Here is a 15,144-nt window from a genome sequence, read left to right on the forward strand (position 1 = left end):
TTGCAGGCATCACGTCCCGCAATCGGTCGAGCGGAGCGAACGATAAAGTTCTGTGGCAGTTTTGAGACACCGGCCGGAAATCGATCCGCCCGCAGCACGTTGCCCGTTGGATGAGCAGCGTCATCCCATGCGCGTCCAGGGGCGCGCTTGCGCTCGCGCGTTGCCGCGAACGCGCGCGGAAGGCCAGGCGGGGCTTTTCGGAAAAACTTCAGCAATGTGAAGCCGCAAGATCGGGGTCTAGGAGCGTCGTGGCCGCGGCCAATCGTCCCATGCCCAAGCTCGCGACCGATGTCGTCGCCGCTGCAATACGGCGGAACCTTGATCAAACTGCGGGCAAGTCCTGGAGAAAGTTGAGGCTTCTCCCACCCGTGGAACGGCGCAACTGTGCATGCAAGTCGGGAATCGGCGCTTGTCAACTGGGGGTGTTCTGAATGTCGTTACGTCAAACAATCGCGGCGGTCGTCGCAATGGGCGCGGCAGCGCTGACGTCGGTCGGTGCAGCGGGGGCCGCTGACCTGCCCGCCAAGGCGATCGCGAAGAAGGCGCCGGCCGAGGTGCCGTTCTTCCTCGTCGTCGACAATCGCGTCAGCTACTCCTATATCTTCGATGCCAGCCAGCCTGGTGCATGGAGTGTCAACGGCAACGGCACATTCAACGCCAAGACCGCCAAGCAGGTCTACTCGTTCACCCATTTCGACGTCTGGGGTTACGGCACCAACTTCTTCACGATCTCGCTGTTCAAGTCGGACCACAACGACCCCGCTGGGCCTTGCACGCAGACCGGCGGGATCGTGTCGCCCAACGCAGGTTTCGCCTTCACGCCGGCGAGCTGTGCCGGTGCGACCGAGATCTACGGACTGTTCCGCTCGACCTTCGGCTGGAACCAGATCTTCAACACCAAGGCCTTCACGATGGGCCCGCTGCAGAACATTTCGTTCGAGGTGGGCATGGATGCCAATACCGAGAACCGCTATTTCGGGGCCGCCAAACGCGACGTGGTTGCCGGCCTGCAGTTCGCGTTCAACCTGCCCTACAAGGGCTATTTCAACGTCGCTCCCCTGATGTATTGGGAGTTCGCCAACCACAATTCGTTCTCGCAGTGCGGGGCCGGCTGGTCGAACCCCTGCATCAATGACGGCAATACCTCGTTCAAGCCGACCTGGGCCGTCGAGACCAACTACTACATGGATCTCGGTTTCCTGCCGGAGAGCATGCAATTCTTCTCGATCTCGGGCCGCGCCGGCTGGTACGGCAAGAAGGGCACCGACACCGAGCCGCTCCCGGCCAGCGTCGCGAACGGCGTCTATCCGACCAAGGTCGAGTTCAATTCCGAGCCGATCCGCCTGACCTTCGATGCGTCGAAGGCGATGTGGGGTGAGAAGCAGAGCCACCTGATCGACGTCTGGGTGGCCTATCGCTACTGGCAGAACAAGTTCGGCCTCGACCACAACAACGCGGTCGGCTGTTCCGTCGCCGGTGTCGGCGGCACCCGTGTCGCCACGGGCGCCTGCACCGAGTCGTCGCTGTATTCGGGCGTGACCGTGAAGTTCTGATATCGATCGAGCCACGCAAGCAGGCGCCGCGCCTCCGGTCGCGGCGCCTGCCTCATTTGTCCCAGGCTCCCTCATGCAGCGTCGCGGCTTCCTCCTCCAGCAGGGGGCCGACGACTTCGGTCGCACGCTGGCCGCTCGCGAACACGTCGCGGCACGGCAGGTCGAGGGTCGGGTTCTCCGGATGATTGCCGGTAATGCCGCGCAGCCGCCGCTCACTGAGGCCATAGACCACGCGTCCGATGCCGGCCCAGTAGATGGCGCCCGCGCACATCGCGCACGGCTCTGCCGACGAATACAGCGTGGCCGCCGCCCTGATCTCGGGCGCTAGCGAAACGCAGGCCTGGGTCGCAGCCAGCCGCTCGGCATGGGCCGTGGCGTCATGAGCTGGCATGTAGCCGTTCTCGGCCTCGATCAGAACGCGGCCGTCGGCAGCGATCAGCACCGCTCCGAATGGATGATTGCCGTTGGATGTCGCGCGGCGGGCGATGGCGAAGCTGTGGCGCAGGAAGTGTGTGTCCCGGTCTTGGGCGCCGGCTTGCCTCTGTCCGTCTCTCGCCTCATCTCTCGGCGCCATCGTCACTCTGCTCCGTTGCGGATCGGGCGATCCTGCTCCGGCGCGGCGACGTCCGCAAGCGCGCCAAGGGAACCGATGCTCCGCAGCTCGCGTTGCCCGGCGCACGAGCGCAGGGAACAGGCAGGCGACATGGCGGCAAACGCGGATTCCAAGGTTGCCGTCTATGCCGCGCTTGCCGGCAATCTGCTTGTGGCCTGCACCAAGACCGCCGCGGCGGCGTGGACCGGCAGCTCGGCCATGATGAGCGAGGCGATCCACTCCGCCGTCGACACCTCGAACGAACTGCTGCTGCTCTACGGCTTTCATCGCGCAAGCCGTCCGCCCGACCAGCGGCATCCGCTCGGCCATGGCCGTGAGCTCTATTTCTGGAGCTTCATCGTTGCGCTGCTGCTGTTCGCGCTGGGCGCCGGCGTCTCGCTGTACGAAGGCGTGGCGCACCTGATGCATCCGCTGCCGATCGAAGACCCGACGGTGAACTACGTCGTGCTCGGGCTCTCCTTCGTGTTCGAGGCAGGCTCCTGGTGGGTGGCGGTGCGGCGGTTTCGCGCGGCTGCGCCGGGTCTCTCCTATCTCGAGGCGTTCAGGCGCAGCAAGGACCCGCCGGCCTTCATGGTCGTGTTCGAGGACAGCGCGGCACTGATCGGCATCGTGATTGCTGCTGCCGCGATGGCTGCGGCCGTCGCCTTCGATGAGCCGGCATGGGACGGCATCGGATCGATCCTGATCGGTGTGCTGCTTGCGGCGACCTCGATGGTGCTCGCGCGGGAGAGCAAGAGTCTCCTGATCGGCGAGCCGGCGGACCCGGAGCTGGCGCGTTCGATCCTCGACATCGCGCGCAAGAGGAAGGGCGTCAAGTCAGCCAATGGCCTGCTCACGGTGCAGCTGTCACCGCAGCATGTCGTTGTTGCGCTGAGCATCGAGTTTGCGGACGATCAGCGTGCCGACGACATTGAGCGCGCCGTGGTTGCGATCGAGAGCGAGCTGAGGGCGCGGCATCCGATCGTCGCGGCGCTGTTCGTCAAGCCGCAGACCGGTGCGCGCTATCAGGAAATGCGCGAGAGCGTGCTCCAAGATGGTTCGACTCAGGCGTGAGATCGGCAGCTCAGCGATAGACGACGTCGCTTCGTGCAGACGAATGGCCGAGGCATGAGATGCCGGGTCAAACCGGAGCGGCGCGCCTCGTTCCTAAGGCTGCGTGCTCGCGGCCAACGGCGCACTCAGCAGCACGATGACGAGCAGTGCGGCCAACATCCAGAATGCGGCCGGCAGGCTGGTGGCTGCGGCGATGAAGCCGATGCCTGCGGGGCCCAGCAGCACGCCTGAGTAGCCTGCGGTGGTGACGGCCGCGACGGCCAGCCCGACCGGCATGGCGGTCTGCGCCCCGGCTCGGCGGAACAGCACCGGGACCAGGTTCGACGCGCCGAGGCCGATCAGCGCAAAGCCCGCCATGGCAGCAGCAACCCACGGAGCCGTGAGCAGCAGGACGAAGCCCGCGATGGCGGTGGCGCTGCCCCCGAGCAACGTTGCGCGATCACCGATCCGTGCAACCACCGCGTCACCGACAAGGCGCCCTGCGGTCATTGCGATCGAGAACATGATGTACCCCAGTCCGGCCTGCGCGGCCGGCAGGCGGCCGGAACCGGCGAGCAGCAGCGCGCTCCAGTCGAGCATCGCGCCTTCGACCAGGAACATGATTGCGGCGAGTGCCGCCAGCAGCAGCACCGCGCCGTGCGGAAGCACGAGCAGAGGCCCCGATTGCGCGGGTTTGCTCGCCATCAGTCGCGGGGCAGCCACGATCATCGCGGCCAGGGCGAGGGCACAGCAGGCGAGCGTGCCGAGCAGCGGCGCGACGTCGAACGCGAGCAGCGCGGTCATGACGCCGGAGCCCGCGAAGCCGCCGATGCTGAACTGGGCATGGAAACCCGACATCAGCGGACGCTCGCTCAGCCGCTCGACGTCGATCGCCTGGATGTTCACCGCGACGTCGAGCGAGCCCAGCGCCGCACCGAAGGCGAACAATGCGAGTGCGAGAGTCGCTGGCGTTGCTGCGATCGCCAGCAGCGGCAGGAACAGCGCGAGAGCGATGCCGCTGACGATGACGACCGGCTTGCTGCCATAATGGGCGGTCAGCAGTCCGGCGGCCAGCATCGATGCGACCGAGCCCACGCCGAGCGAGAGCAGTAGCAGCCCGAGCGTCGCATCATCGACGCCGAGCCGCTGTTTGGCAAACGGCACCAGCGGTGCCCAGCAGGCGATGCCGAAGCCGGCGACGAAGAAGGCCAGGCGGGTCGCGAGCCGCGCCGCGCTGTGATCAGAACTCATTTGGAAGATTCCTGACTTTCTGAAGGGCGCCGTCACACCGGCGGGGCGGCCGTCATGATGGCGGCTCCCGCCCGTTTGAGCAGGGCGAGGCGGGCCGCCGGCGCATCATGCTCGACGGTGAGCTGGCTGATGGTCTTGGCGCCGGCGATACGGTGGGGGGCTCGGGTCTCGAGCTTCTCGTTGGTGACCATTGCGACGCTTACGCGGCTCAGCGACAGCAGCGTCCGCTTGAATGCTGCGTCAGTCGGATCAACCGCGCTGATGCCGCCTTGCGCCGATACAGCGCAGACGCCGATGAAGCAGCGGTCGATGTTCAAGCGCTGCACCTGCATGAGGGCGTCGGCGTCGACACAGCCGCCGACTGCGGGGTGAACGGAGCCGCCGATCATGATCAGCTGCAGGTCCTGCCGGTGCAGCACGGTTGCGGCAATGTCGATGGCGTTGGTTGCGACGGTGAGATCGAAATCATCGGGCAGGACTTCAGCGAGGGCGAGATTGGTGCTGCCACTATCGAGGAAGAGAAATTCGCCACGCGCGATGCCGCGGGCGGCCGTCCGGGCGAGCGCCAGCTTGCGTTCGCGATCTTGCCCGATCCGCGCCGCCATCGGTGTCATGCCGCCGGCGATCGGCAATGCGCCGCCATACACCCGGCGGCAGCGTCCTTCGGCGGCAAGCGCACGAAGATCGCGCCGGATGGCATCCTCGGAGACGCCGAATTCGTGGGCCAGGGCGGCCGCGACGACCGCGTGCCCCGCCGAGAGGCGGCCGGCGATCTGGTCGCGGCGCGCCAGTGGAAGGTCTGACATGCCGTCCTCATATCAGGCATAAACAAGAATAACAACGTGCATAATCGTGCACCGCTCAATTTGTTGTTTGCGCGGCACGCGCGGCATGGCATTGCCAGATGTCGAAGTGATCGGGGAGCAGGGTGTGACCGCCGTCTATTCGTCAGCAACGCCGGCCCTTGTCGCCGTCGACTGGGGGACATCCAGCTTCCGCGCCTGGCTGATGGCCGGAGATGGGACGGAGCTGGCCGAGAGCCGCGGTAGCGAGGGCATGCTGCATTGCGCGACATCTGGCTTCGCGCCGGTGCTGCGCGACCATCTGGCGAAGCTCGGCGCGCCGGCCGATGTTCCGGTGCTGATCTGCGGCATGGCCGGCGCGCGGCAAGGCTGGGTCGAGGCGCCTTATCTGCACACGCCCACCCGGCTGGAGGCGCTGCATGCCGGCGCGATTGGCGTCGACACGGATGGCGACGTCAGGATTCTGCCGGGATTGGCGCAGGCGCGGGCGGATCAGCCGGACGTGATGCGCGGCGAGGAAACCCAGCTGCTCGGCGTCACCGAGCCGGACTTCACCGGGATCGTCTGCATTCCGGGCACCCACAGCAAATGGATCCGGATCGATGCCGGCGCTGTGATCGACTTTGCCACCTACATGACCGGCGAGCTGTTCGCGGTCGTCTCTCAACATAGCATTTTGATGCACGCCGTCGAACCGGAGGCCTCGGCCGTCGAGCACGACGCGGCGTTCCGCGAGAGCTTCGTAGCGTCGCTTGCCGCGCCGACGGCACTGACCAATGCGCTGTTCCGGCTGCGCGCAGCCCAGCTCCTCGGTTTTGAGCAGCGGTCCGATGGGGCTGCGAGGCTCTCCGGGCTTCTGATCGGCAGTGAGATCGCCGACGCTCGGGCGCGGTTTGGCGCCGAGCTTCCACTCCGGTTGATCGGAGCGGGCCGGCTCGGCCGGCTCTATCGCGCGGCGCTGGCCGCTGCTGGTTTCGACGTGAACGAATGTGATGCCGAGCAGGCGTCCCGGCGCGGCCTGGTCAAGGCCGCGCGGCAGATCTGGGGAGCGCGTTTCCGACCATGACAAAGTCCGTTGCCTGGCCGCATGTCAAGCGGTCGCTCGTTGCGATCCTGCGCGGTATCAAACCCGACGAGTCCGAGGCCATCGTCGATGTCCTGATCGAAGCCGGTTTCGAGCTGATCGAGGTTCCTCTCAACTCGCCGGAACCGTTCGTCTCGATCGAGCGTCTCGCCGCCCGGTTCGGCAAGGACTGCCTGATCGGTGCAGGGACGGTCGTCAATGCCGCAGATTGCGTGCGTGTCGCGGAGGCCGGCGGGCGTCTGATGGTCAGCCCCAACGTCGATGTCGAAGTGCTGGCGACGGCGCAGGCCTACGACATGGTCACCATGCCCGGGGTCTTCACGCCGACGGAGGCCTTTCTTGCTTTGCGTTGCGGCGCCTCGGCCCTGAAATACTTTCCGGCGTCGGTGCTCGGTCCGTCGGGGATTGCAGCGCAACTTGCCGTCCTGCCGAAAGGCGTCGTGGTCGGCGCCGTCGGCGGTGTGTCGGACAAGACGCTCGCCTCCTACGTCGCCGTCGGCGTGCGCGCCTTCGGTCTCGGCTCGAGCCTGTACAAGCCGGGCATGAGCGCGAGCGATGTGCGGGAGACAGCTCGCGCCTCGGTCAAGGCGTATGACGAGACTATTCGCGATCAGGGCTGAGCTGGTAACTCGCGACAGTTTCGTGACTGTTCCTGAAACCCGTGGTGAGGGCTCGGCGTTGTAGGTGAACATATCGTTCGTTCTTGGCAAGTGCCATGATCCGCGCCATCGGGAAGAAGATCACACCGGCAATTTCGGTGCCCTTTCTCAAGCAAAGTTCCGCCACGGCCATCCACGTCGAGCCGACCAAGGCGGACCGCATCATTGCGGACGTCGCTGCACGAACCACGGAGCCGTGGCTGCAAAAGCTCGCACGCGGCCTCGCGTGGGGTGCGGACGAGAAGGTGTGGTTGGCCCTGACATCGGTGGCTTGGCTCGTGATGCGCGGCCAAAGCAGCCGCGTTCGCGCGACGACCACTCATGCATTGCTGGTCACGGTTGCGGCTTCGGCTCTGCCGCATGCCTTGAAGGCGATCTTCGATCAGACCCGGCCGGATCGCACCACCTTGCGCGGCCATCTCAACGGCGTGGCGCCGTCCGGCCATGCACAGGACGCCTTTCCCTCGGGACATGCGCTGCACATGGGTGCGCTCTACTCCGCCGCCGGTCCGCTGCCGGCACGCGCAAGGATTGCGGTGAGGAGTGCTGCCGTCGGGCTCAGCGTCACGCGCGTGATGCTGCTTGCGCATTGGGCCAGCGACGTCGTTGTCGGATTCATGCTCGGCGCTGCCCTCGAGCGCAGCTTGCGCGCATGGACCGGCTACGAACCACCGGGAGCAAGCCGGACATGACCGAATCCGTCATCCGCTTCCTGATCGGCGGCGTCATCGTTTCGACATTCGCGATAATTGGCGATGTGTTGCGTCCGAAGAGCTTTGCCGGGCTGTTCGGAGCAGCGCCCTCGGTCGCGCTGGCAACGTTGGGCGTTGCGGTTGTCACGCATGATGCCGCCTATGCGGCGGTCCAGAGCCGTTCGATGATGTTCGGCGCAGCCGCGCTCTGTCTCTATAGCATGACCGTGTGCCGGCTGCTGATGCGGCGGCATATGCGCGCATTGAGCGCGAGCCTGCTCGCAACGGCCGTGTGGCTGGTCGCAGCGCTGGGACTGCAGGCGGTCTTCTCCGGAGGGGCGTGATGCTGATCCGCATCTCGCCCTCGGCGCTGAAGGACGGCAGGTGGCATGAATACGTCATCCGCTTTGCGCTGGGCGGCGCCGCCACAGTCGCGACCGGGCTCATTGCCAAAGCCTTCGGTCCTGCGATCGGCGGCCTCTTCCTGGCATTGCCGGCGATCTTCTGTGCCAGCGTCACCCTGATCGAGGCGCACGAGATCAGGCGCAAGCGCCGTCAGGGATTGTCCGGCGAGCGGCGCGGACGCGAAGCGGCCGCACTCGACACCGCAGGTGCAGTGCTCGGCAGCCTCGGCATGCTGGCGTTCGCGGCCGTATTCTCGACGCTGGTTCAGTCAAGCGTCGCGACCGCCTTCGTCGCCGCAACGACGGCATGGCTCGTTGTCTCGGTGACAGCGTGGGCCATCCGGCGCAAGCTGCGCGTTGCGGCAACGACCCGCAAAGTTGCGGGCCGTTGCGATACGTCTCGGCCGCAGCCTCCGCTGGTCAGCTGGCGGCGGCGTTGATCTCCTGCGATTCGCCTTCTTCCGCAGACTGGGTGAATGCCTGCAGCGCCTCCGCCATCTGCATGCGGCCGCCGACGCCGGTGATGACGACGTCGACCATCGTGAACGACGAGTGGAAGTGGCCGTGGGCCTTGAGCTGCCCGACCGGCACGCCGTTGGCGGCGAGCGCCTCCGCATAGGCGACGCCCTCGTCGCGCAGCGGATCGAACTCGCAGGTGACGATGTAGGCCGGCGGCAGGCCCTGCAGCTTGCCCCGCAACGGCGACGCGCGCGGATCGGTGCGATCCGCCGGCGAGCAGTAGATGTCCCAGAACCAGTACATCAGGCCGCGCGTCAGGAAATAGCCGGCCGCGTTGTCGGTGTAGGACGGCCGATCGAAGCTGCAATCGGTCACCGGGCAGACCAGCAACTGTCCGCCGATGAGAGGCCCGCCGCGATCCCGCGCGAGTTGGCAAGTGACCGCAGCGATGTTTGCGCCGGCGCTCCAGCCGGCCACCAGCACCGGTCCGTCGCGTCCGCCGAGCTCGGCGGCGTGCTCGGCCACCCAGCGCGTCGCCGCATAGCCGTCCTCGGCCGCCGCCGGGAAGCGGTGCTCGGGCGCGTGGCGATAGCCGACGCTGACGAAGATCATGTTGGAGCGGCGGCACATGTCGCGGCAGAATGGATCGTCCGATTGCTCGTCGCCGAGCACCCAGCCGCCGCCATGGAAGTAGACGACGATCGGATGCGGCCCAGGCGTCGCCGGCCGATACAGCCGATAGGGCAGGGGACCGTCGGCGCCCTGCAATGTGCCATCCTTGACTTCGCCGACGGGACGTCCAGGCGGCCTCGTCGCGTTGAACTGCGCAACGAATTCGCGGGCGCCAGCGGCGCCCATCGATTCGATCGGCGGCAAGTTCATCTCGGCCAGCATGTTCAGCACCAGCCTGACATCCGGCTGCAGCCGCACGATCTCGCCGTCATTGCATTGGGACGCGCCGTTCGGACCTGACAGCTTGAAGCCGAGCATGCCGCGGCTGACGATTTCGTTGCAGATGCCGCGATAGGGGCCGACGCCGCCAGTATAGGGCATCAGGGTCTGCGGCTTGCCCGGCACGTTGGCACCGGTGTACCAGGTGTTGGCGAGCCGATGCAGCGTCACGGTCGCGCAGTCCGCCATGTGGCGTGCCCAGCCGGCCTGCGCAGTCTCCGTGGCCTCGATGGTCGTGAACCCGGCTTCGCGCAGGGCGACGAGACGATCGACGACCCAGTCGACATGCTGCTCGATCGAGACCGCCATGTTCGACAGCACCGATGGGCTGCCGGGACCCGTGATCAGGAACAGATTGGGAAAGTCTGCGACCGTGAGCCCGAGATAGGTTTGCGGTCCGTTGGCCCAGACATCCTCCAGCGATTTGCCGCCGCGCCCGGTGATCGGATGCACGGCGCGGATCGCACCGGTCATGGCATCGAAGCCGGTCGCGAACACGATGACGTCGATGTCGAAGCTGCGCCTGTCGGTCTTGATGCCATCAGCGGTGATGGATGTGATCGGCTCCTGGCGCAGATTGACCAGCGTGACATTGGGCCGGTTGAACGTCTGATAGTAGTTGGTGTCCAGGCACGGGCGCTTGGCGCCGAACGGATGGTCGTGAGGCGTGAGCGCGGCGGCGGTCTCGGGATCCTTGAGGATCTCGTGGATCTTCTCGCGGATGAGGTCGGCGAGCAGCGCATTGCCGTCGGGGTCGACACCCTGGTCGGCCCAGAGCTGCGTCAGCATGCCGACGAGGTCGCCCGACGCCCACAGCTTCTCGAAACGTTCGCGGCGCTCGGCCTCGCTCAACGCCCAGCTGAAGTCGGTGGCCGGCGGGATCGGCACGCCAGCCATCGACCAGCGCGCCTGCTCGCGCAGCCCATTGCGATCCTCTGCGAGCTGCGCGGCGCGATCGGCCGGGAGCGGGCCGTTATGCGCCGGCAGTGCGAAGTTCGGTGTGCGCTGGAAAACCGTGAGCTGTGCTGCCTGCTCGGCGATGATCGGAATCGACTGGATGCCGGATGAGCCGGTGCCGATCACCGCGACGCGCTTGCCGCGGAGGTCGACACCGTCATGCGGCCAGCGGCTGGTGAAGTAGCTCTCGCCCTTGAAGTCGTGCACGCCGTCGATCTCCGGCGGCTTCGGCTGCGACAGGCAGCCGGTCGCCATGATGTAGTGGCGGCAGGAGACGGCGGGGCCCTTGTCGGTCGTCAGCAGCCAGCGCTCCTTGGCGTCATCCCAGGAGGCGCCGAGCACGCGGGTGCCGAAGCGGACGTCGCGGCGCAGATCGTAGCGATCGGCGACGAAGCCGAGATAGCGCAGGATCTCCGGCTGGGTGGCGTATTTCTCCGACCATTGCCACGCCTTCTCGAGCTCGGGATCGAAGGTGTAGCTGTAGTCGACGGTCTGGATGTCGCAGCGCGCGCCGGGATAGCGGTTCCAGTACCAGGTGCCGCCGACATCGTTGGCCGTATCCAGAGCCACGGTCGAGAAGCCCGCCTTGCGCAGGCGGTGCAGCAGGTAAAGTCCCGCAAATCCGGCACCCACGACGGCGACATCGACCGTCTGCGTTTCACCGCCCGACACCTCCGACGCGCGTGTCTCGACAACCCCGTCTGACATGCTGACCTCCCGATGATTTTGTGATTGGAAGAAAGGCTAGCTCTGCTCGCATGGTTTGTCAGCAGCCAAAACAGCGATCTGCGGTTGTTGCAGTGCGGGCCGTGCGGTGCGGCCGGTATGCCAGGCGCTGATTTTGCATCGCCGGTCAAAAGGCCGCGACGGAGTGGACAAGACCCTGAGAAAGCGACAGAAAGCGACCCTGCCGCGTCGCATTCACCAAGTTTCAACGCATCGCGACTGTAACAACCGCTACACTACGCCACATCCACGACTGAACCAGGCCAGGCCCATGCCGTTATCGCTTCCCAAGCAAAAGATCCGCGTTCTGCTCCTCGAGGGCGTGAACGACTCGGCCGTCCGCATGTTCGAGGCCAACGGCTATACGGAAATCGAGCGGCTGCCGAAGGCGCTCGGTTCGGCGGAGTTGAAGCGTATGCTGTCGGGCGTGCACATGCTTGGCATTCGCTCGCGGACGCATCTCACCGCCGATGTGCTGCAGGCCGCCGACCGGCTGATGGTGGTCGGCTGCTTCTCCGTCGGCACCAACCAGGTCGATCTCGATGCCGCGAAGCGGCTCGGCATCCCCGTGTTCAATGCGCCCTATTCGAACACCCGCAGTGTCGCCGAGCTGACGATCGCCGAGGTCGTGATGCTGATGCGCCGCATCTTCCCGCGCTCGGTGTCGGCGCATGCCGGCGGCTGGGACAAGTCGGCCAATGGCAGCCGAGAGGTGCGCGGCAAGACGCTCGGCATCATCGGCTATGGCAACATCGGCTCGCAGCTGTCGAACCTCGCCGAGGCCATGGGCATGAGGGTGATCTTCTTCGATCTCACCGACAAGCTCCGTCACGGCAACACCGAGCCGGTCGAGAGCCTCGACGAGCTCCTGGCGATGAGCGACGTCGTGTCGCTGCACGTGCCGGAGACGCCGGCGACCGCCAACATGATCGGCGAGCGCCAGATCCGTCACATGAAGGACGGGGCCTATCTGATCAACAATTCGCGCGGCACGGTGGTCGACATCGATGCGCTGGCCAGCGCATTGCGCGAGGGCAAGCTCTCAGGTGCTGCCGTCGACGTGTTTCCGGTCGAACCGGCATCGAACGCCGATCCGTTCGTCTCGCCGCTGCAGGGCCTGCCCAACGTGATCCTGACCCCGCATGTCGGCGGCTCCACCGAGGAGGCGCAGGACCGCATCGGTGGCGAGGTTGCGCGCAAGCTGATCGACTATTCCGATGTCGGCTCGACCTTCGGCGCCGTGAACTTTCCGCAGGTGCAACTGCCGGCGCGCCCGACGGGCACGCGCTTCATCCACGTTCATCGCAACGTGCCCGGCGTGCTGCGCCAGGTCAACGAGGCGGTGTCGCGGCACAACATCAACATCCTCGCGCAATATCTGCAGACCGATCCCGAGGTCGGCTATGTCGTGCTCGAGACCGACGTGGTCGGCGGTGAGGGCGAGGCGCTGCTGTCGGAGCTGCGCGCGGTGGAGGGCACGATCCGCGTTCGCGTCCTGTACGATCACGACCGGCCCTGAGGCTGTGGAGGCTGCCGCGCGATGACCGGCTCGTCTGCATCGTCTTCAGCCTCGTCCGTCGTTCTCAGCACGACGGTGCCGGCGCGCGTGCTGCGCCATGATCTGCAATATGGCATGTCGACGTTGTTCTTCGCCGACGGCGAGTTGCGCGTGCCGATGGTCGACGCCGCGATCGACGCCGGCGTCTCCGTGACCATCGAGGCCCGCGACGTGTCGATCGCGCTGTCGCGGCCGATGGATGTTTCGATCACCAACCGGCTACCCGGCCGGATCGAGGAGATCCTGCCGCTCGATCCGCCCTATGTGCGGGTGACGTTCGATCTCGGTGCGACGAAGCTGCACGCCTTGGTCACGCTGGAGTCCGTCGAGCGGCTGGCGTTGGAGCCGGATCTGTCGGCCTGGGCGATGATCAAGAGCGTCGCGATCGGGCCCGGCGCGGTTCGGCCTTCGGAGCTGCCTCGGCCGCGCCGCTGGCCCGCTTCTGATAGCGGGGATCGGTAGCCTTCTGCAGCTCAGCGAGCGCCGCGGCGGTGGCCGTGCGGGTGCGCCGCTCCATCGAGCGATACAGCGCGATCAGCCGCTCGCCGAACGGCGTGATCTCAGCGCCGCCGCCCCGTCGCCCCGGATGAGTCTCGAACACTGGCGTCTCGAAGGTGCGGTTGAGCGCATCGACCATCAGCCAGCATTTGCGGTAGGAGATGCCGCTCGCGCGCGCGGCGCCGAGGATCGAGCGCTCCCGGCGGATGAAGTCGATCAGCAGCAGATCTTCGGGCGACAGACTTCCGCCGTTGCCGAAAGTGATGGTCAATGCGATCTGAGCTTCGCGCTTCATCCTATTCCGATCCGCTCGCGTTGTGAGCCGATCATGTCACGCGGGCTTCGCGCTGTCACCATGCGGCCGGACCACGCCTCGATCCAGCCGGGACGGCGCGCGACATCGACCGGGACGCATTCGGCGAACACGCCGGCGAAGCGCGTCCATGTCTCCATCATCGCGGGCGATACCGCCGTGATGATCGGAAGCCCGGCTGACATCGCCGAGCCGAAGGCGTCGGCGAGGCCTCCTCCCGTCGCCTCCTGCTTGCCGAACTTGCTGAGGATCACGACATCCGTGCCGCGCGCGATCGACTGCTGCACGGCGGCGCAGGCCAGCACCAATCCTTCGGGATCGAGATTGCAGCCCTGCGATCCCGGGCCGAGATCCTGCGAGATCGAGAACACGCGGTCGTCGTCGAGGCTGCGCAGCATCATGGCCTTGCACGGCCTGGTCTTGTCGGCGCTGCTCTCGATCACGCCGGAGACGCGCAGCCCGATGCCTGCGAGCCGCGTGGTGAGCTCATCGAGCAGCTCCTGGATGACGGTGGACGCAGCGCCCTGCAGCGCCACGATCTGACACGTCCCGACCTCAGCGACACCCATGGCAGTCCTCCTCACACGTTGGCGGAGACGCGGCCCGCCTTCCGACCGGTTTGCACGATCGCGTGGACCGCCGAGACGACGCTCGCGGCGATCGATCGCCCGCGGTCGTCCATGCCGGTCCATGCCGCGTGGCGGCCGCGCGGATCGATCTCCAGCAGCTTGACGTTGGCCGGCACGCGCAATCCGTCGCGGGCGATGCCGCGCAGTGCGCCATCGAGCGGCGCCAGCACAGGTGTGCCGCCGAGCGAGCCGAGCTGCAGTCCCTTGTAGACGCGGGTGCCGATGTCGAGCGGCGTATGCCAGACGGCGTCCTGATTGGAATAGACGAAGCGCTCGCGGCCGGCGCCGCCGAGCGCACGCGCCTTGCCGTCCGCGTCGCGCGTGGTGCCGTGCGCCACGATCGCGCCGGTGTCGCAAGGATGCGTCTCGATCGCGATGTCGCAATTGTGCCCGACCGCAAAGCGCGGTCCGATGCCGACGGCGATGCCGGCAACGCCGCGCAGATCCGGCGTGGCCAGATGCTTCTGCATCCGTGCGTCGACGATGACCGCGGGATAGCGGAACGCGATGATGTCGGTGAGATGCATCCCGGTGACGGCGACCTGGCTGGGCTCGCGATGAATGCGCACGACGTCCGCGATGCCCTCGGCCCGGCAGCCGACCACGCCGTCGATGTCGCAGGCCTCGCCATACAGGACGTCGTGGAAGGCCATGCCGCGTCGGATCACCGGCGGAAAGGCGTCGTGACAGAGGACGAGCGCGAAGCGCTCATGGTTGAGCTTGGCCGCGATCGCGGAGGCGATCTCGTTGGTGCCCAGCACCAGCGCGAGCGGCTTGGGCGCGTTCGGATGCCAAGTGACGGCGGCGGCTTTCATGCTGATGACCTCGTGTTGCGAGATCGAATGAGCAAGCCGCGGGCCAGATCGTTGCGCGCCGATCAACATGTTCATTGCATTGAGGAAAAGCAGGCAGCCTCGGTTTGTCTGATGCAAAGCTGTATTGTTTAGGATATAACATCGGAT

General features: G+C 66.3%; 16 protein-coding genes. 9 read left to right on the plus strand and 7 right to left on the minus strand.

What is annotated here, in order from left to right:
* Positions 1 to 431: 431 nt before the first annotated feature.
* Positions 432 to 1,553 (plus strand): hypothetical protein, encoded by a 1,122-nt coding sequence (locus QW887_RS07790; protein WP_316171710.1) that lies wholly within the window; start codon positions 432 to 434, stop codon positions 1,551 to 1,553.
* Between the two features lie 52 nt (positions 1,554 to 1,605).
* Here the strand turns inward: QW887_RS07790 and QW887_RS07795 are convergent, their stop codons facing one another.
* Positions 1,606 to 2,127, minus strand: a complete 522-nt coding sequence (locus QW887_RS07795; RefSeq protein ID WP_316194343.1) for a nucleoside deaminase — start codon at positions 2,125 to 2,127, stop codon at positions 1,606 to 1,608.
* A gap of 129 nt (positions 2,128 to 2,256) precedes the next feature.
* On the opposite strand from QW887_RS07795, the gene QW887_RS07800 reads away from it, so the two are divergent.
* Positions 2,257 to 3,219, plus strand: coding sequence for a cation diffusion facilitator family transporter (locus QW887_RS07800; protein WP_316194344.1), 963 nt, complete (start codon positions 2,257 to 2,259; stop codon positions 3,217 to 3,219).
* A gap of 93 nt (positions 3,220 to 3,312) precedes the next feature.
* On the opposite strand, the gene QW887_RS07805 is transcribed toward QW887_RS07800, so the two are convergent.
* Both QW887_RS07805 and QW887_RS07810 read right to left on the minus strand, forming a co-directional pair.
* The gene (locus QW887_RS07805) at positions 3,313 to 4,449 is read right to left on the minus strand and encodes an MFS transporter (protein WP_316193131.1); all 1,137 of its coding nucleotides are present in this window, start codon (positions 4,447 to 4,449) and stop codon (positions 3,313 to 3,315) included.
* A gap of 32 nt (positions 4,450 to 4,481) precedes the next feature.
* On the minus strand, positions 4,482 to 5,255 hold the full coding sequence (locus tag QW887_RS07810) for a DeoR/GlpR family DNA-binding transcription regulator (protein WP_316194345.1): 774 nt from the start codon (positions 5,253 to 5,255) through the stop codon (positions 4,482 to 4,484).
* 85 nt (positions 5,256 to 5,340) lie between these two features.
* Between QW887_RS07810 and QW887_RS07815 the strand changes: the two genes are divergently transcribed.
* From QW887_RS07815 to QW887_RS07835, 5 genes are all read left to right on the plus strand, one after another.
* On the plus strand, positions 5,341 to 6,318 hold the full coding sequence (locus QW887_RS07815; protein ID WP_316194346.1) for a 2-dehydro-3-deoxygalactonokinase: 978 nt from the start codon (positions 5,341 to 5,343) through the stop codon (positions 6,316 to 6,318).
* A complete protein-coding gene (locus QW887_RS07820) occupies positions 6,315 to 6,956 on the plus strand; it encodes a 2-dehydro-3-deoxy-6-phosphogalactonate aldolase (protein WP_315750281.1) in 642 nt (213 codons plus the stop codon). The genes QW887_RS07815 and QW887_RS07820 overlap by 4 nt, the downstream gene beginning before the upstream one ends.
* A 95-nt stretch (positions 6,957 to 7,051) precedes the next feature.
* Complete coding sequence (locus tag QW887_RS07825) at positions 7,052 to 7,687, plus strand: phosphatase PAP2 family protein (RefSeq protein WP_316194347.1); 636 nt, start codon at positions 7,052 to 7,054, stop codon at positions 7,685 to 7,687.
* Positions 7,684 to 8,031 (plus strand): DUF3147 family protein, encoded by a 348-nt coding sequence (locus tag QW887_RS07830; RefSeq protein WP_316194348.1) that lies wholly within the window; start codon positions 7,684 to 7,686, stop codon positions 8,029 to 8,031. Before QW887_RS07825 ends, QW887_RS07830 begins: the two co-directional genes overlap by 4 nt.
* Entirely contained in the window at positions 8,031 to 8,531 is a 501-nt protein-coding gene (locus QW887_RS07835) for a DUF3147 family protein (RefSeq protein ID WP_315717778.1), read from the plus strand. Before QW887_RS07830 ends, QW887_RS07835 begins: the two co-directional genes overlap by 1 nt.
* Here QW887_RS07835 and QW887_RS07840 read toward each other — a convergent pair.
* Positions 8,512 to 11,166, minus strand: a complete 2,655-nt coding sequence (locus QW887_RS07840) for a flavin-containing monooxygenase (protein ID WP_316194349.1) — start codon at positions 11,164 to 11,166, stop codon at positions 8,512 to 8,514. The genes QW887_RS07835 and QW887_RS07840 overlap by 20 nt on opposite strands.
* 289 nt (positions 11,167 to 11,455) lie before the next feature.
* Between QW887_RS07840 and serA the strand changes: the two genes are divergently transcribed.
* Positions 11,456 to 12,703 carry a phosphoglycerate dehydrogenase gene (serA, locus tag QW887_RS07845; RefSeq protein ID WP_316194350.1) on the plus strand — a complete coding sequence of 416 codons (1,248 nt, stop codon included), beginning with the start codon at positions 11,456 to 11,458 and terminating at the stop codon, positions 12,701 to 12,703.
* Positions 12,704 to 12,724: 21 nt separating this feature from the next.
* A complete protein-coding gene (locus tag QW887_RS07850; protein WP_316194351.1) occupies positions 12,725 to 13,204 on the plus strand; it encodes a TOBE domain-containing protein in 480 nt (159 codons plus the stop codon).
* Here QW887_RS07850 and QW887_RS07855 read toward each other — a convergent pair.
* Genes QW887_RS07855 through QW887_RS07865 form a run of 3 tightly spaced genes read right to left on the minus strand, consistent with a single transcriptional unit; the run spans position 13,113 to position 14,997 of the window.
* Positions 13,113 to 13,535, minus strand: a complete 423-nt coding sequence (locus QW887_RS07855; protein WP_315717774.1) for a LysR family transcriptional regulator — start codon at positions 13,533 to 13,535, stop codon at positions 13,113 to 13,115. The genes QW887_RS07850 and QW887_RS07855 overlap by 92 nt on opposite strands.
* Positions 13,532 to 14,122 carry a DUF2478 domain-containing protein gene (locus tag QW887_RS07860; RefSeq protein ID WP_316194352.1) on the minus strand — a complete coding sequence of 197 codons (591 nt, stop codon included), beginning with the start codon at positions 14,120 to 14,122 and terminating at the stop codon, positions 13,532 to 13,534. Before QW887_RS07860 ends, QW887_RS07855 begins: the two co-directional genes overlap by 4 nt.
* Positions 14,123 to 14,133: 11 nt before the next feature.
* A complete protein-coding gene (locus QW887_RS07865) occupies positions 14,134 to 14,997 on the minus strand; it encodes a xanthine dehydrogenase (protein ID WP_315827076.1) in 864 nt (287 codons plus the stop codon).
* Between the last annotated feature and the right edge of the window lie 147 nt (positions 14,998 to 15,144).

The sequence above is a fragment of the Bradyrhizobium sp. SZCCHNRI3052 genome (assembly GCF_032484895.1).
Classification (GTDB): Bacteria; Pseudomonadota; Alphaproteobacteria; order Rhizobiales; family Xanthobacteraceae; genus Bradyrhizobium.

Bases quoted from the DNA above. Each gene is read 5' to 3' on its own strand.
- QW887_RS07790 (WP_316171710.1), top strand. From the start codon at position 432: ATGTCGTTACGTCAAACAATCGCGGCGGTCGTCGCAATGGGCGCGGCA.
- QW887_RS07795 (WP_316194343.1), bottom strand. From the start codon at position 2,127: ATGGCGCCGAGAGATGAGGCGAGAGACGGACAGAGGCAAGCCGGCGCC.
- QW887_RS07800 (WP_316194344.1), top strand. From the start codon at position 2,257: ATGGCGGCAAACGCGGATTCCAAGGTTGCCGTCTATGCCGCGCTTGCC.
- QW887_RS07805 (WP_316193131.1), bottom strand. From the start codon at position 4,449: ATGAGTTCTGATCACAGCGCGGCGCGGCTCGCGACCCGCCTGGCCTTC.
- QW887_RS07810 (WP_316194345.1), bottom strand. From the start codon at position 5,255: ATGTCAGACCTTCCACTGGCGCGCCGCGACCAGATCGCCGGCCGCCTC.
- QW887_RS07815 (WP_316194346.1), top strand. From the start codon at position 5,341: ATGGCATTGCCAGATGTCGAAGTGATCGGGGAGCAGGGTGTGACCGCC.
- QW887_RS07820 (WP_315750281.1), top strand. From the start codon at position 6,315: ATGACAAAGTCCGTTGCCTGGCCGCATGTCAAGCGGTCGCTCGTTGCG.
- QW887_RS07825 (WP_316194347.1), top strand. From the start codon at position 7,052: ATGATCCGCGCCATCGGGAAGAAGATCACACCGGCAATTTCGGTGCCC.
- QW887_RS07830 (WP_316194348.1), top strand. From the start codon at position 7,684: ATGACCGAATCCGTCATCCGCTTCCTGATCGGCGGCGTCATCGTTTCG.
- QW887_RS07835 (WP_315717778.1), top strand. From the start codon at position 8,031: ATGCTGATCCGCATCTCGCCCTCGGCGCTGAAGGACGGCAGGTGGCAT.
- QW887_RS07840 (WP_316194349.1), bottom strand. From the start codon at position 11,166: ATGTCAGACGGGGTTGTCGAGACACGCGCGTCGGAGGTGTCGGGCGGT.
- serA (WP_316194350.1), top strand. From the start codon at position 11,456: ATGCCGTTATCGCTTCCCAAGCAAAAGATCCGCGTTCTGCTCCTCGAG.
- QW887_RS07850 (WP_316194351.1), top strand. From the start codon at position 12,725: ATGACCGGCTCGTCTGCATCGTCTTCAGCCTCGTCCGTCGTTCTCAGC.
- QW887_RS07855 (WP_315717774.1), bottom strand. From the start codon at position 13,535: ATGAAGCGCGAAGCTCAGATCGCATTGACCATCACTTTCGGCAACGGC.
- QW887_RS07860 (WP_316194352.1), bottom strand. From the start codon at position 14,122: ATGGGTGTCGCTGAGGTCGGGACGTGTCAGATCGTGGCGCTGCAGGGC.
- QW887_RS07865 (WP_315827076.1), bottom strand. From the start codon at position 14,997: ATGAAAGCCGCCGCCGTCACTTGGCATCCGAACGCGCCCAAGCCGCTC.